Annotated in this window: 16 protein-coding genes; 8 read left to right on the forward strand and 8 right to left on the reverse strand. The window is 39.1% G+C overall.

All coding sequences use genetic code 11. The features are described from left to right. Positions 1–21 precede the first annotated feature (21 nt). The 4 genes from gspK to H4J69_RS04675 are packed head-to-tail and all read left to right on the forward strand — an operon-like array spanning position 22 to position 3,597. The gene (gspK, locus tag H4J69_RS04660) at positions 22–1,050 is read left to right on the forward strand and encodes a type II secretion system minor pseudopilin GspK (RefSeq protein ID WP_259367710.1); all 1,029 of its coding nucleotides are present in this window, start codon (positions 22–24) and stop codon (positions 1,048–1,050) included. Continuing rightward, positions 1,050–2,384: a type II secretion system protein GspL gene (gspL, locus tag H4J69_RS04665; protein ID WP_182244195.1), complete on the forward strand. Its 1,335-nt coding sequence runs from the start codon at positions 1,050–1,052 to the stop codon at positions 2,382–2,384. Before gspK ends, gspL begins: the two co-directional genes overlap by 1 nt. Further along, the gene (gene gspM, locus H4J69_RS04670) at positions 2,384–2,854 is read left to right on the forward strand and encodes a type II secretion system protein GspM (RefSeq protein ID WP_070374943.1); all 471 of its coding nucleotides are present in this window, start codon (positions 2,384–2,386) and stop codon (positions 2,852–2,854) included. The genes gspL and gspM overlap by 1 nt, the downstream gene beginning before the upstream one ends. After that, entirely contained in the window at positions 2,854–3,597 is a 744-nt protein-coding gene (locus H4J69_RS04675) for a type II secretion system protein N (protein ID WP_182244194.1), read from the forward strand. Before gspM ends, H4J69_RS04675 begins: the two co-directional genes overlap by 1 nt. Before the next feature lie 79 nt (positions 3,598–3,676). On the opposite strand, the gene yrfG is transcribed toward H4J69_RS04675, so the two are convergent. Next, positions 3,677–4,351: a GMP/IMP nucleotidase gene (yrfG, locus tag H4J69_RS04680; protein ID WP_182244193.1), complete on the reverse strand. Its 675-nt coding sequence runs from the start codon at positions 4,349–4,351 to the stop codon at positions 3,677–3,679. Positions 4,352–4,450: 99 nt separating this feature from the next. Between yrfG and nudE the strand changes: the two genes are divergently transcribed. The 3 genes from nudE to H4J69_RS04695 are packed head-to-tail and all read left to right on the forward strand — an operon-like array spanning position 4,451 to position 6,472. Beyond that, on the forward strand, positions 4,451–5,011 hold the full coding sequence (nudE, locus tag H4J69_RS04685) for an ADP compounds hydrolase NudE (protein WP_182214712.1): 561 nt from the start codon (positions 4,451–4,453) through the stop codon (positions 5,009–5,011). Between the two features lie 29 nt (positions 5,012–5,040). Then, a complete protein-coding gene (gene cysQ / locus H4J69_RS04690; RefSeq protein WP_182214710.1) occupies positions 5,041–5,865 on the forward strand; it encodes a 3'(2'),5'-bisphosphate nucleotidase CysQ in 825 nt (274 codons plus the stop codon). A gap of 28 nt (positions 5,866–5,893) precedes the next feature. Then, positions 5,894–6,472 (forward strand): YceI family protein, encoded by a 579-nt coding sequence (locus H4J69_RS04695; RefSeq protein ID WP_182244192.1) that lies wholly within the window; start codon positions 5,894–5,896, stop codon positions 6,470–6,472. A gap of 46 nt (positions 6,473–6,518) precedes the next feature. Here the strand turns inward: H4J69_RS04695 and H4J69_RS04700 are convergent, their stop codons facing one another. The 7 genes from H4J69_RS04700 to H4J69_RS04725 all read right to left on the reverse strand — a co-directional run bounded on the left by H4J69_RS04700 (position 6,519) and on the right by H4J69_RS04725 (position 14,293). Beyond that, the gene (locus tag H4J69_RS04700) at positions 6,519–6,770 is read right to left on the reverse strand and encodes a YheU family protein (RefSeq protein WP_182243097.1); all 252 of its coding nucleotides are present in this window, start codon (positions 6,768–6,770) and stop codon (positions 6,519–6,521) included. Next, positions 6,767–7,750 (reverse strand): hydrolase, encoded by a 984-nt coding sequence (locus H4J69_RS04705; RefSeq protein ID WP_182221215.1) that lies wholly within the window; start codon positions 7,748–7,750, stop codon positions 6,767–6,769. Before H4J69_RS04705 ends, H4J69_RS04700 begins: the two co-directional genes overlap by 4 nt. Before the next feature lie 329 nt (positions 7,751–8,079). Continuing rightward, positions 8,080–8,490 carry a Cu(I)-responsive transcriptional regulator gene (gene cueR / locus H4J69_RS04710; protein WP_182214702.1) on the reverse strand — a complete coding sequence of 137 codons (411 nt, stop codon included), beginning with the start codon at positions 8,488–8,490 and terminating at the stop codon, positions 8,080–8,082. Between the two features lies 1 nt (position 8,491). Continuing rightward, positions 8,492–10,867 carry a heavy metal translocating P-type ATPase gene (locus tag H4J69_RS04715; protein ID WP_182244191.1) on the reverse strand — a complete coding sequence of 792 codons (2,376 nt, stop codon included), beginning with the start codon at positions 10,865–10,867 and terminating at the stop codon, positions 8,492–8,494. A 443-nt stretch (positions 10,868–11,310) separates the two neighbouring features. Continuing rightward, positions 11,311–11,439: a DUF3149 domain-containing protein gene (locus tag H4J69_RS20055; protein ID WP_157470907.1), complete on the reverse strand. Its 129-nt coding sequence runs from the start codon at positions 11,437–11,439 to the stop codon at positions 11,311–11,313. 156 nt (positions 11,440–11,595) lie between these two features. Further along, entirely contained in the window at positions 11,596–12,318 is a 723-nt protein-coding gene (locus tag H4J69_RS04720) for a tetratricopeptide repeat protein (RefSeq protein ID WP_182214699.1), read from the reverse strand. A gap of 67 nt (positions 12,319–12,385) precedes the next feature. Beyond that, the gene (locus tag H4J69_RS04725) at positions 12,386–14,293 is read right to left on the reverse strand and encodes an ATP-binding cassette domain-containing protein (protein ID WP_182214697.1); all 1,908 of its coding nucleotides are present in this window, start codon (positions 14,291–14,293) and stop codon (positions 12,386–12,388) included. Positions 14,294–14,395: 102 nt separating this feature from the next. On the opposite strand from H4J69_RS04725, the gene H4J69_RS04730 reads away from it, so the two are divergent. Further along, positions 14,396–14,590 (forward strand): YheV family putative zinc ribbon protein, encoded by a 195-nt coding sequence (locus tag H4J69_RS04730; RefSeq protein ID WP_070374933.1) that lies wholly within the window; start codon positions 14,396–14,398, stop codon positions 14,588–14,590. Positions 14,591–14,625: the final 35 nt, after the last annotated feature.

Raw genomic sequence — 14,625 nt, forward strand, 5'->3', positions numbered from 1 at the left:
CTGTTCGTTATGGGAGGTCTAATGAAGAACTCTCAGTGCCGTACTGATATGAGTAAGTCGACCGCTAAAAAAGTGACCGGTGTGGCGTTAATTACTGTTTTGCTTATCGTCGCATTAGCCGCCGTATTAGCCACACAGATGACTGCGCGCTTGCAGTTGCAGATGCAACGTACTAATAATGTTACGCTAAATCAGCAGGCTTATTGGTATGCGATGGGCGCAGAAGCGTTTGCAAAAAGAATATTAATCAATGTTTTTAAAGATGAAAAAGACGTAACGCATTTAGAACAAATTTGGGCTCAAGGCGAAACAAGTTATCCTGTTGACTTTGGACAAATTACCGGCGAAATTTTTGATATGCAAGCCTGTTTTAATTTAAATGCTTTAAGGCCTGATGATAATGCTACTCCTACGGGCACTCAAAGGCGTCCAATAGAAGACGCTTTCCAAAAATTAATTATGTCGCTTAATGTTGAAGGTGTTAGTCAGTTTGATGCTGAATACATGACCGATGCATTAGTTGACTGGCTTGATCAAAACAGCGCTATAGCTAGTGCTGGTGGTGCTGAAGATAATGATTACTCTGCAAAAGAGTTTCCTTATTTACCCGCTAATTATTATTTGGCCAGTATTACCGAACTACGCTTAATTGAACACTTTACTGTGCCGGTTATTAATAAATTAAAAGAGTATGCTTGCGTAATACCTAATAACAATCTCCATAAAATAAATGTAAACACCATAAGAAGCGACCAACCTGAATTGTTGGAGGCTTTTTTAGGTATTCCTTTAGCGGATGCAGAAAATGCCTTGGCTAGCCGAGAGGGTGCTGGTTTTAAAACACGAGATGAGTTTTTTAATTTAGCCGATATATCAAAACATACAAAAATAACCAATGATCAAAAAGAGCAGTTCGATGTTGTTAGCCATTATTTTAAACTAAAAAGTATCGCTAGTTTTAATGACAGTTACTTTGCGTTGAGCACTTTAATGAAAGTTGAAAGCAATAATAATATCTCCGTAGTGAGTCGTACCATAGGACGAGAGTAATGACCGAAAAGTTATATATCCGATTAGGTACTAACGCAAAAGACGTAGTGCACTGGGTAATATTTAGTGACGATCAAGAAGGCATCATTGCCAGTGGTGAACTCCCCAATGCCAATGCGTTAGAGCAATTAGCTGAGAAAGCCAAACAACGTGAAGTCATTACGTTTGTGCCAGCCAGTGATATCAGTTTGAAAAGTTTAACGGTACCCAGTAAATCTTCAAAAGCGATGCGCTTAGCTGTGCCGTATATGCTTGAAGATGAATTAGCACAAGATGTTGAAGAGTTATTTTTCGCTTATAGTGATATCAAAATTGTCGGTAGTGCGCACAATTGCTTTGTTGCAATTATCGAATCTGCTCAGTTGGCATTATGGCAAGGGTGGTTAAAAAGTGCAGATATTACCTGTAAAAAAATCATCCCTGATGTACTTGCAATGCCACTGACTAATGAAGTGAATGTTGGTAGTGCAATTGTATTAGGTGAGCAAATACTGATACGCCAAGGACAATGGCAAGGGGTCACCATAGACAGCAACACTTGGCCGTTAATTAGTCAGTCACTTAGTGGTACTCAAACAGTAGAGAAAATTAGCAGTGAGCAAAAATCAGTAGCGGACAATGATAGCAATAATGACGTACCCAACAGTTTCTCATTAAATGCTTATTCAATATTACCTGAAACCATCGCTAAACTGACCATCAATGCGATGCCAGAAGAGCTGCCTTTGGCGTTATTAGCCGCTACATATAATCATGAAAAAGCGGGTAAGTTCAATTTACTACAGGGTGACTTCAAAGTTAAAGAACAGCGCTCACCCGTGCTAAAAAGTTGGTTTTTGGCCGCAGGTATTGCCATGTTCGCTTTATTGCTTAATGTCGGTATTAAAGGTGCCGAATTAATACAGCTTCATAGTCAACAGGCTGAAATTGAACAGCAAATCATTAGTACCTATAAAAAGGCTTTTCCAAAAACTAAGCGAGTTCGAGTCTCAACTATTCGCTCCCAACTTAAGCAGAAACTCAAAGAAGTAGGAGGGGCTAGTGGAGAAAGTGGCTTTTTAGCTATCTTAACTCAAGTGCAACCAGCGTTAGCTTTAGTGCCTGAAATAAAACCCCAAACGTTGAAGTTTGATGGTAAGCGCAACGAGATTCGTATGCAGGCAATTGCCAGTGATTATCAGTATTTTGATAAGTTAAAAATCGCTCTTGAAGAGAGTAATCTGACGGTATCTATGGGCGCGCAAAATAATCAAGGTGATCAAATTTCTGGCTCATTCAGCATAACCAGTAATGATGATAATCAGCAATCAACAAACACAAGTAAGGGGCGATAATGAAAACGTGGTGGCAACAATTAAAAAGCTCTGAGCAACGACTCGTTGCTATGATGAGCTTTGTTGTAGTGCTGTTTTTATTTTACAGCGCAGTGTGGCAACCATTGGTTACTAATACTGATAAAACTCAACAAAAAATCATGCGCCAACAAGCGCTTTATACCTGGGTGCAAGAAAATACCCTGCGCTATCAACAGTCACAAAAAAGAGTGGCATCATCAGCCAGCAATGCCAGCCTTTCTAGTATTGTTAACAGCAGTGCCGGTCGTAATAATATTTCGATAGCTCGCTTGCAACCTCAAGGTGAAGACTTACAAGTATGGATTGATGAAGTCCCCTTTACACAGTTACTTAGTTGGCTTGAATTTTTAGCCAATAACGAAGGTTTATTAGTGAAAAGTATTGATTTAAGTAAAGCCGATCGCAACGGTGTTGTTAGAGTTCGTCGCTTACAATTAGGAAAAGGTTAATGAAAAAGTGGTTTGCTTACGGAGCAATGTTCTTTAGTTTATATTTGATTTTTTTAATTGCAACTATGCCTGCAGCTTGGGTGGTTAGCTTTATTAATTTACCAAAAAACAGCCAAGTATCTCAACTTTCTGGCACAGTGTGGCAAAGTTATGCAAAACAAGTCCGCATTGATAATGTCGACATTAACAATGTCAGTAGTGAGTTAAGTTTCCTCTCATTATTGATGCTTGACCCGACAATTAAGTTAACTTTTGGCGGTGCCTTAGTCAGTGGACCAGAAGGTAGGTTGACAGCAAGCCAATTGCTTAAGCAGATAAAAATTACTAATGTTGATATCACAGTAGCTGCACAACAAATTACGGAAAAGCTTAATCTAGCTATCCCGATGCAAGCCCACAACCTTATTGAACTCAGTGTTGATGAATTTATACTCGGCAAGCCTGTATGTCAGCAAATGAAGGGCTTAATAAAATGGAACAAGGCAGCTATCACCGCATTATCAGAAAAAGCAAATTTAGGTACGTTATCTGCTGAGTTGGCTTGTGAAAAAGGGGCGCTTGCGTTTATCATTGCCCCTGAAAACGATCTTGGACTCACGTTTACCGCTTATCTGCATAATACCAATAGAGCTTCTGGAAATGGTTATTTAAAGCCAGGTGCGAACTTCCCTGAAAAATTAAAGCCACTGCTGCCCTTTATTGGCAAAGCTGATAACCAAGGGCGCTATCGATTGAATTTTTAAGCCATTTAATACGGTGATTAATCGTTACTTAGGCTAAACCTATTTCATCCTGGCTTTACGTCAGGATGAATAATAGCCATTACCTAATGGGATATTTCTTTATTTCATCAATTAATGTTCTAAAGTCTGATGTAGATGGGTAATCGTTAACAATATGTGGCGTTTTCTGGCTATCTGGGTTTTCAACCGCTAATAAATGTTCAAAACCATAGCGTTGAGCCGATGCTAAAATATTGATACTATCATCAACAAACAAGGTGTTCTCTAGGCTAAAACCTTGTTTCTCTTGAAGACGTTGCCATAATAATTGTGATTCTTTGGTAACACCAAATTCATGCGTAGAATATAAAACATCAAAATATTTATCGAGTTGCGTGCGTTCAATCTTAAGCAACAAGCTATCTGGGTGAGCATTAGTAACCAGTATTATTTCTCGTCCACTCTCTCGTAGTGCCACCATAAAATCATGAGCATCATCGCGTAAGCTAATTAAGTGTTGTACTTCACGTTTTAATGCTTGAATCGGTAATTGGGTTTGTTCAGCCCAGTAGTCTAAACAGTACCAGTCAATGGTCCCAGCAACTCTTTCATAGTGGCTTGCTAAGTTTTCTTTTGCTTGCTCAAGTGAAATCTTTGCATGCTCACTGTAACGTAGTGGTAAATGATGGAGCCAGAAATGGTTGTCAAAATGTAAATCTAAAATCGTTCCATCCATATCTAAAAGTACGGTAGAAATTTTTGACCAATTAAGCATATTATTTTTCCTAAGAGCGATTAATTATTAATTATATCTAAAGTTAACGTGCTATTCTAAAACTATATTATTAATATTTTACTCTTAGGTTTAGCTACCATGAGCAATAGTTTAACACTTCCCAAAGTCACTCAACGTAAGCAAGTTGCCAAGAGTCGCTTGTTTGCTATAGAACAAGTAGATCTCACCTTCAGTAACGGCGTAGAGCGAGAATATGAACGCATGCAAGGCTACGGTCGAGGCGCTGTATTAATTGTACCTATGTTAGACGATGAAACGTTTTTATTAGTTCGCGAGTATTGTGCTGGCACCCATACATATGAGCTTGGCTTCCCGAAAGGTCTTATTGATGAAGGCGAAAGTGCAGAGCATGCTGCTAATCGTGAGTTAAAAGAAGAAGTCGGCTATGGGGCGAATAAATTCACCCATGTGCATCGAGTCGCAACAGCACCGGCTTTTTTCTCTGCCTCAATGGAAATATTTCTTGCTGAAAGTTTATATGCAGAAAAACTACCCGGTGATGAACCTGAAGAGCTAGAAGTTGTCTCATGGAAACTTGCCGACTATCAATCATTACTTGCCCAACCTGACTTTAATGAAGCAAGAAGCATAGCTGCTCTAATGCTGGTAAAAGATTTAGTTAAGAATATTTTAAAATAACACTCAAAAGAAAAAGTAAGTGAAGATTAATGAACAATGAAACGTTACTCGCCATCGCGATAGAAAGTGCAAAAAAAGCAGGCCTAGAAGTTACTAAGCATTACAAATCGGGCAATTACACGTCAGAAATTAAAGAAGATAATAGCCCCGTTACTAGTGCTGACTATGCGGCTAACGATGTATTGATGCAAGAGCTGTCACGCTTGGCACCTGGCATTCCTATTATTTCTGAAGAAGTTGGTGCATTAGCGCTTAATCAAAGAAAAAATTGGTCACGATATTGGCTACTCGACCCTATTGATGGGACAGGTGAGTTTATTAAAGGCAGTGGCGATTTCGCCGTTAATGTCGCTTTGGTGGAAAATGGCTGGCCAAGTATTGGTGTTATTCACGCACCAGATCACCAACTCACCTACTATGGACAAAATAAGCTTGGCGCTTTTAAAGAAAGCCATACCGGTAGCCAGCAAATTCATGTCGCTAAATATGATGGCAAACGAAAAATCAAAGTGGCGGTAAGCCGCCGACAAGAGCTCAGCCTAATGGGGCAATACCTTAACAACGAAAACTTTGCTTTTGAATATGTGGCATTAGGCAGTTGCTCACTTAAAAACTGTCTAATTGCTGAAGGTGGTGCAGATTGTTACTTACGTATTGGTCCTACAGGTGAGTGGGATACAGGAGCGAGTCATTGTATTATCGAACAAGCGGGAGGCTCAATAATTGATAGTGAGTTTTTACCGTTAACTTATAATCAACGGGAAGGATTAATGAATCCTGACTTTATGACTTTAGGTGCGAGTAATATTCCGTGGCAAAGTATTGTGACCCCTCATCGAGCGCGACGCTCTTAATTTTTATTTTATTTTCAAAGGACCTATTATGCGTATTATATCTACTTTTATTTTAAGCCTTTCACTCCTGCTTACGGCACCAGCCTATAGTGCTTGGCAGTTGGACTCTAAAAATTCATCGTTAACTTTTGTGTCGATTAAAAAAGGCACTGTGGCTGAAAGTCATAGCTTTAAAGAAATTACGGGTGTTATCAACAATAGTGGCTTGGCAAATGTGACCATTGACCTAAGCAGTGTTGACACCAATATTGCGATACGTGATCAAAGAATGGCGGAGTTTCTCTTTGAAACAGCTACTTTTGCACAAGCGAGCTTTAGTGCGCAACTTAATCGTGCAGATATTGATGCGATAACTATCGGTTCAAGTCAGAAAATGTCACTTACGGGTAGCCTGAATTTACATGGTCACCAGCAAGAACTTACATTGAATGTTATGGTGGCTAAGCTATCAGCAAATCATATGCTAGTGAGCACCTTAAAGCCGGCTATCATTAAAGCCGAAGACTTTGCGTTAGTGGCAGGTATTAATAAATTAAAATCATTAGCAAATCTACCAAGCATTGCTTATGCCGTGCCGGTAAGTTTTGTATTAACTTTCACCCAATAGCAAATAAGTAACGAACATCCACAGGGTGTTCGTTGCTATAAAATAACTATTGCGTTTGTTCTTGTTCTTGCTCGTTTTGTTGTTGTTCAAACTGATCAATAGGTAAAATATTTACCGTATCATGAAGCTCTGAATAAACTAAAAACGCACTACCATTAGCAAGTTGTATTTTTACTTGCGCCACTTTTTCGGACAAAGACACATCGTCCGCACCATATTCGGTACCTTCACGTAAAACAAACTCTCGAATAATACCTGTTAACGTATCGGGTTGTAGATCTTTGTAGGGGATTATCATAGGTAGCTCTCTAAAAAATTTGGAACACGATGTTCTAGCCAAAACTTTGGTCTTAAGGGATTATTACCATTGATAAAGCCAACATGCCCCCCTTTTTTACTGACCTCAAAACATATGTTACTGGGAATACTGCTAATATCACGGGTATTTTCATCACATAAGAAAGGGTCGTCATTTGAATGAATAATTAAGCAGGGTTGTTTAATTTTATCCAAAATAAAACGTCCACTCGCCTGATGATAATAATCTTCAGCGCTCTCAAAACCGTTAATAGGGGCTGTTACCAGTTGATCGAATTGCCAAATGGTCTTAATTTCATCGAGCTTATGGGCCAGTCTTTGCGATAGCGGAGCAGAGAGTAGATTACTGTCCATTTTATCCTTAATACTGTCTTTGAGCATGCCCACTAGATATTTCTGATATATACGCGAAAAGCCTTTGTTAATCCGCTTGCTACAACTGGCCAAATGTAGAGGGGCACAAATGATTGCAGCGGCTTGATAAGGATTATTAGGTTCTTTTGCTAAATAGCGCGCTAGTACATTACCCCCTAAAGAAAAGCCAATAATTGTCATTGGAAGCTGTGGATATTTTTTCTTTAAAAATTGCGTTAAATAACTAATATCATCAGTATCGCCACTATGATACGAACGTGCTTTTCTATTGACTCGTCCACTACAGCCCCTAAAATGCATCAGTACTCCGATCCACTGTTTCTCTTTAATAGCCGATAACATTCCTTTAGCATAATGACTGTTAACTGAACCTTCTAAACCATGAAGAACAACCACTAAAGGACGAGTTTCATTAGGTTTAGGTTTATCGGTCCATGCTAAATCAATAAAGTCGCCATCAGGTAACTCCACTGTTTCATTGCAAGTTTCTAGCTGTTTTCTAGATCTTAAAAATTTTGCAATAATAGTTTGGCAATGAGGATTGTGTAGCCACCAAGCTGGAGTGAATTGACTTTGAGTAAACATTTAAAGTTATAGTGGTCTGTTGTGGTTTATCAGTTTTATTATTGTATGTGAATTGAAAATAAATAGATATTTTTAGGCTAAAAAAAAGCTTACAAGGCTAAACGCCATCATAAACTTGTTGTCTTATATTCGTTGATTAATGAGTATACCTTTTCATCATTTTCTTCACGTGATTTGTTTTGACGTTCAATTACATTGAGCGTAGAGGAAGATTGATTAATAGATAAGTTAATAAGCACACCTCAGTATTTAAGATTAATTGTGCAGATAATGCATGATAATCAACATAGACAAGTGCTGTTAGTATAACAAAAAACAATTATCCTTCGTTATTCAGATGAAAGTTGAGCTAAACCTTCTAAAATAGGGCAGTCAGGGTTATCGTCACCATCACATTGATCAGCTAGTTTTTGTAATATTGCTCTCATTTGCTCTAGCTCCAATATTTTTTCATTTATCTCCTGTAAATGACTCACCGCTAGTTGCTTCACGTGCCGACTTTCTCTATCAGTATCGAGCCAGAACTTGAGCAGTGACTGAATCTCAATCATGGAAAAACCTAAGTTTCTCGAACGACGGATGAACCCCAATTGTTGTATGTGTGCTTGGTTATAAAGTCGATAACCTGCATCTGTGCGACTCGTTTTTTTTAATACGCCAATTTCTTCATAGTATCGGATCATTTTGGCCGATACCCCTGTTAAGTTAGAGGCTTTACCTATGGTGACAAGTTTCGCCATATTATTTCTCCTTAAGAGTCCAACGTTGCAATAACAATGCGTTACTGACGACAAATAAGCTACTAAATGCCATCGCAGCTCCGGCAATAATAGGGTCAAGATAACCAAAGGCTGCTAGTGGAATTCCCACAGCATTAAAGATAAATGCCCAAAACAGGTTTTGCTGTATTTTACGATAAGTTAGCCTTGCAATGATCAATGCAGTGGGGACTAGGCTTGGTTTACTGCGCATTAATGTGAAAGAAGCTGCGCTAACGGCAACATCAGTACCAGACGCCATTGCCATACCTAAATCTGCTTGGGCTAGCGCTGGCGCATCATTAATGCCATCACCAACCATAGCAACCTGATAACCTTGCTCTTGATATTGCAGAATATATTTTGCTTTATCTGCAGGCAACACCTCAGCTTTAAAATCGTCTAACTGTAATTCTGTCGCTACCGATGTTGCACTCGCTTGATTGTCACCAGTAAGCATAGCTACCTTTATACCTTGTTGTTGCAATAACTTCACAGCCTGCAGCGCATCAGGCTTCAATTTATCACTAAAACAAAACAGCCCAAGTAATGTTATCTTATCTTGCTGCTGACTAGCCAACCAAGAAACAGAAGCACCTGGTATTTTTATTTGTTCGGTTGGCAGTGTTACCCCTAACTCTTGCATCCAATGACTACTGCCCATCAAGACTAAATTGTCACCAATGTTGCCTTTGACACCATAACCCGCGACAACTTGAAATTCCGCGACAGGTATTGGTTGTGTTTCGCTGGCTAATGCTTTTTCAACCACAGCTTTGCCTAATGGGTGCTCACTATTTATTTGTAAGGAATAGGCCAGCTGCAATACTGCTTCTTCACTACCACTGATGACCCTCATCTCATTTACAACAGGTTTGCCTTGGGTCAAGGTGCCTGTTTTATCAAATACCACTAAATTTATTTCTTTTGCCTGCTCTAACGCCACTGCATCTTTAACCAATACGCCTAATCTGGCAGCGGTTCCTGTACCTGCCATTATGGCTGCTGGAGTTGCTAAACCAAGTGCACATGGACAGGCAATCACTAAAACGGCTACCGCATTGAGAATGCCATTGGTCCAGTCATCAAATACTAAACCCAACACCAATAAGGTGGTAAGTGCGACCAATAACACCACAGGAATGAAGATACTACTGACTTTATCTACTATTGCTTGTACGGGAGCTTTTGCACCTTGGGCTTGCTCTACTAATTCAATGATTTTAGATAAAGTAGATTCGCTACCAACATTCGTGGCACGGATCTCCAAAATACCGTCCAAATTAAGTGAGCCACCCGTGACAACGTCACCTTCTTTTTTACTTAACGGAATTGATTCACCACTAATTAACGCCTCATCCAAATGACTCTGGCCCTGCAAAATTTCACCGTCAACAGGAATGCTTTCGCCCGGTATTACTTTAACTTTTTCACCTGATTTTACTGATGAAGCGGCCACTTTTTGCCATTTACCTAAGCGCTGCACTGTTGCCTCAACAGGTTTCAAATTTTCCAATGCTCTAAGTGCATCAGTTGTTCGGCGTTTTGCTTTGTGTTCTAAATATTTACCCAGCAGAACCAAGGTTATTACTGCGCTACTACTTTCAAAATACAAGTGCGGCATGCCATGAGCGCTATTAAAGCTCCACCACAAATACAAAGATAGTCCGTAGGCTGCACTGGTACCTATGGAGACAAGAAGATCCATGTTGCCCATGCCAGCTTTTAATGCTCCCCAGCCTGCACGATAAAAGCGAGCGCCAAAATAGAACTGTACTGGCGTAGCTAATAGCCATTGCCAAACTGGCGGTAACATCCACTGTTGGGAAAACAACATGCCTAACATGGGTAACACCAGTGGCAAGGTAAGTAGGCCTGCTCCCAATACGGGCCACCATGCTTTAGTATAAAAAGGCTGATGTTGGCTGGGCTTTTCTATCACGCTGTCATTGTTCAACGGGATAAAAAGGTAACCGGCTTGTGTCACGGCTTGGGCTAGTTGTTCATCCGTTACAAAGGATAAAGTTTTTACTTGTACGTGCTCGGTGGCTAAATTGACCGATGCATCGACCACACCGGTTACTTTTAACAATGCCTGTTCGACCCGCGTCACACAAGAGGAGCAACTCATCTTTCCAATACCAAATTGCTTTACCTTTACGGGCACTTGATAACCAGCCTCAATAACAGCGGTAATTAATTCACTATGACTGGCAGTGCCTTGAATAGTAGCCGTATCTGTAGCTAGGTTAACGGTAACATCTGTCACGCCAACCACTTTGTGTAAGGCCTTTTCAACACGACCGACACATGAAACACAGGTCATACCGTCAATTATAAATTGTGTAGTTGTATTCATAAGCTTCTCATCTTAATTGAATTGTAGAACTAAGTTGAGGTTAAAGCTTACCACGGTAGTAGGGTCAACTGTTTTAGTATAAAAAGTGTTATAAGTAACAATTTATAATTTAACGGTGAACACCGTATTTTAAGAAGGAGTACAACAATCTTAATGACTGCTTTTTTAGATGAGCGATACCTGAGGTTAAATCTTTAATGTATATATTCGTATCAAACAGTAAAAATATACGCCTGTAAAATTTTCGGTTGCTAAAGACTCCTCTTTGGCAGCTATTGCCTTTAGGGTTATATTGTAGAAATTAACTACTTCAACGTTTAATTAAATTTTTTGAAAGATATTTTCGGTGCTTAAACGTAATAATTGCAGTTGCTGACTTTATTTAACGGTTTCCACCTTAATTTAGAAGGTTGCAACTTTAATCAACTTCTACAGGTTTTTACCTAATTATTTTCATTGATGTTTTTAAGAAAATAATAAACATAGAAAGCACCAATACCTAAAAGAATTGCTAATCCGCCAAAAGAATAAAGTACAACGGGATCATTAATAATCATATCGAAAAAGTTCATAATAGACTCCATAAAAATAATTGAGTTATAACAAAAATGGCTATAACGTAATGTTATAGCCATTTTAAATCGTGGGTTACTTTATGGTTGTGATATAGATCAATGAACCTTAAATTTATCCCTTAGATTATTGTCTTATTTTTTAGAGCTAAGGTTTTATTGTTTAGCTTTTAATGCTTCTTGTTCGATAATTTGTTGATAAAGTCGGTCAGCCTTTTCCCTTGCTTGAGCTATTTCTACATTGCTGAGTTTTAAGGAGTCCATATCGCGACTTTTTCCTGCATTTTGATAACCATTACTTGCGGAAATAATATTCCATATAAAAGACATCTCTACACTTTTCTCAACACCCAATCCTTCAAAATACATCAGTGCTAAATTAAACTGGGCTAGGGCGTAGTTTTGCTTTGCCGCAGTTTCATACCAACGTGCGGCTTTTGGATAGTCTTTATATGTACCCGTGCCATTGAAATACATAACACCAAGATTAAATTGTGCGGCAACGGAGTCTCTTATCGCTGCTCTTTCCATCAGTGCAAAAGCGGTTTTTAAATCTTTTTTAACGATGACTCCGTCAGAATACATCAGTGACAAACTAAATAGTGCGTCGGGGTGATTTTGTGAAGCGGCTAAGGACATTAATTCCAACGCTTTTTTGGGATCTTTTGTAACGCCGTAACCATTTAAATAAATAAGCGCCATTTGATACTGCGCAGGAGAATACTCCTGAGCAACTAAGGGTTCAAATTCATTTATAGCCGCTTTAAAAGCACCACGGTTTAATTCATAAATGCCTTGGTCAAGATCACCTTGATAAGCAAAGCTCGAAACACTGCTTACTATAGATAGACAAAAAAGGGCGAATATTGTTTTTTTCATAACGTTCTCATTATTTTAATCGTATGATTATTAAGTGTAGCAAGTAATATAATTTAATGATTAATTTTTACAGTGAAGCTTGCAACATAATTTCTTCAATTTGTTCTTCTAATTCGAGCCAATACATTTCATTTTCTTCAACATCTGCTTTGAGCTTAGCTTGTTGCTTAATGAGTACGGCTAAGCGTGCTTTATGTTCACTTTGATATATCTCACTTTCGGCTAATACTCCTTCAACTTCAGCTAATTCAGTTTGCAGCAGTTGCACTTTCTTCTCGTATTTATCGGCTTGTTTACGCAGTGGAGATGCTTTTTTACGTAATTCAGCTTGGTCTTTGCGTAATTGTTTTTTATCAACAACCTCAAGAGACTTTGCGGGTTTAGTATTTTTCAGTGTTTGTTTTTTGTCTTCATTAAGCCATTGTTGATAGTCATCAATATCACCAGAGAACTCGCTAACTTGACCATTGGCAACTAAGAAAAACTCATCAACACACGACTCTAATAAAAAGCGATCATGGGCAATCAAAATAATAGCCCCTTCAAAGTCTTGTAAAGCAAAGACAAGTGCTTGACGCATTTCTAAATCAAGATGGTTAGTGGGCTCATCGAGGAGAAGTAATTGTGGCTTTTCATTAACAATTAACGCCAATACCAGACGTGCTTTTTCTCCACCTGACATGGTACTTACCGGAGAGAGTGCTTGGTCGCCAGTAAAACCAAAGCTACCTAAAAAATTGCGCGCTTGTAGCTCTGTAGTCTCAGGTTTAGCACGAACAATATGATCAATCGCACTACTTGGCATATGTAATTGTTCAAGCTGATGTTGAGAGAAGTAACCAACAGTTAAGTCTTGGGCGCAATAACGCTCGCCTTTAATTAAGGCAATATCGCCGGCTAATGACTTTATTAATGTCGACTTACCCGCACCATTTCGTCCTAAAAGACCGATTCTACTACCGGGTACCAGCGTTAGACCGACATCACGTAAAATAATGGTTTCTGGATTATAGCCACAGGTTGTCTCTTTTAACGCTAATAATGGATAAGGCAATGTTTCCGGTGTTTTGAAACTGAAGGTAAATTGGCTATCAACATGTGCGGGTGCTAAGTCAGGTAATTTTTGTAAACGCTTTAAACGACTCTGTGCTTGTTTTGCTTTACTGGCTTTTGCTCTAAAGCGATCGACGAATGAGGTTAAGTGAGCAACTTCTTTTTGCTGTTTTTGAAATTGAGCATCTTGTTGTGCTAAATGTTCCGCGCGCTGACGCTCAAAGGCGCTATAATTACCCGAATATAATTTTGCTTGTTGATGTTCAATATGAAGAATTTGTTCAATAACGTCATCGAGAAAATCACGATCATGTGAAATAAGCACTAAAGTACCGGTAAAGCGTTTTAACCAACGCTGTAACCAAATTACCGCATCTAAATCTAGATGGTTAGTAGGTTCATCGAGTAAAAGTAAATCTGCGCGGCTAATTAACGCTTGAGCCAAGTTAAGACGCATGCGCCAACCACCAGAAAAATCCTTTACGGCATCACCTAGTTGTTCTTGTAAAAAACCTAAACCATGCAATAACTCGCTAGCACGGGCGGGTAAACTGTAGCCATTTATGGCATCAATATGGTTGAGAATTAACGCTTCTTGGTTGCCATCATCATTTAATCGAGCTTTCTCAAGTTGTTGCTCAAGTTGACGAAACTCTTTATCTCCGTCCATCACATAATCTAAGGCTGATTGCTCGAGGGCGGGAGTTTCTTGTTTTACTGTCGCGACATCCCAGCCTGAAGGCATATTTACATCGCCCCTGTCGGGCTGTAACTCACCTAATAAGGCCGCAAATAAAGAAGATTTTCCACAGCCATTAGCGCCAACTAAGCCGACTTTGTGATTAGGATGAATAGTAAAGCTTGATGATTTTATGAGGTTTTTAGCGCCTCTATCTAAGCTTAAATCGGTGGCTATGATCATTGTGTGTTATTACTCATTTTAATTCAGGCCGCTATTGTCCTTTTCCTATCGACAAGATTCAAGGTAAAATAATACAACTCGATTTTATTTGGATTGAAACACATGAAAAAAAGATTTATTGCTGGCGCTATTTGCCCGAAATGTAATGCTATGGACACCATGGGATTAACAAAAGAAAATAATGTTGAAAAAGTTACTTGTGTTAGCTGTGGGCATCAAATGTCACAGCCAGAAGAGCATGTCGTTAAAGAAATCCGTCCGCAAGAGCAAGTGATTGGTATTTTTAAGCAAGAATAAATCATTATTTTACCAAGCTGAAATATTTCAGCTTG

Origin of the sequence: Colwellia sp. BRX10-9 (assembly GCF_014077405.1) — a bacterium.
In the GTDB taxonomy this organism is placed as follows: Bacteria; Pseudomonadota; Gammaproteobacteria; order Enterobacterales; family Alteromonadaceae; genus Colwellia_A.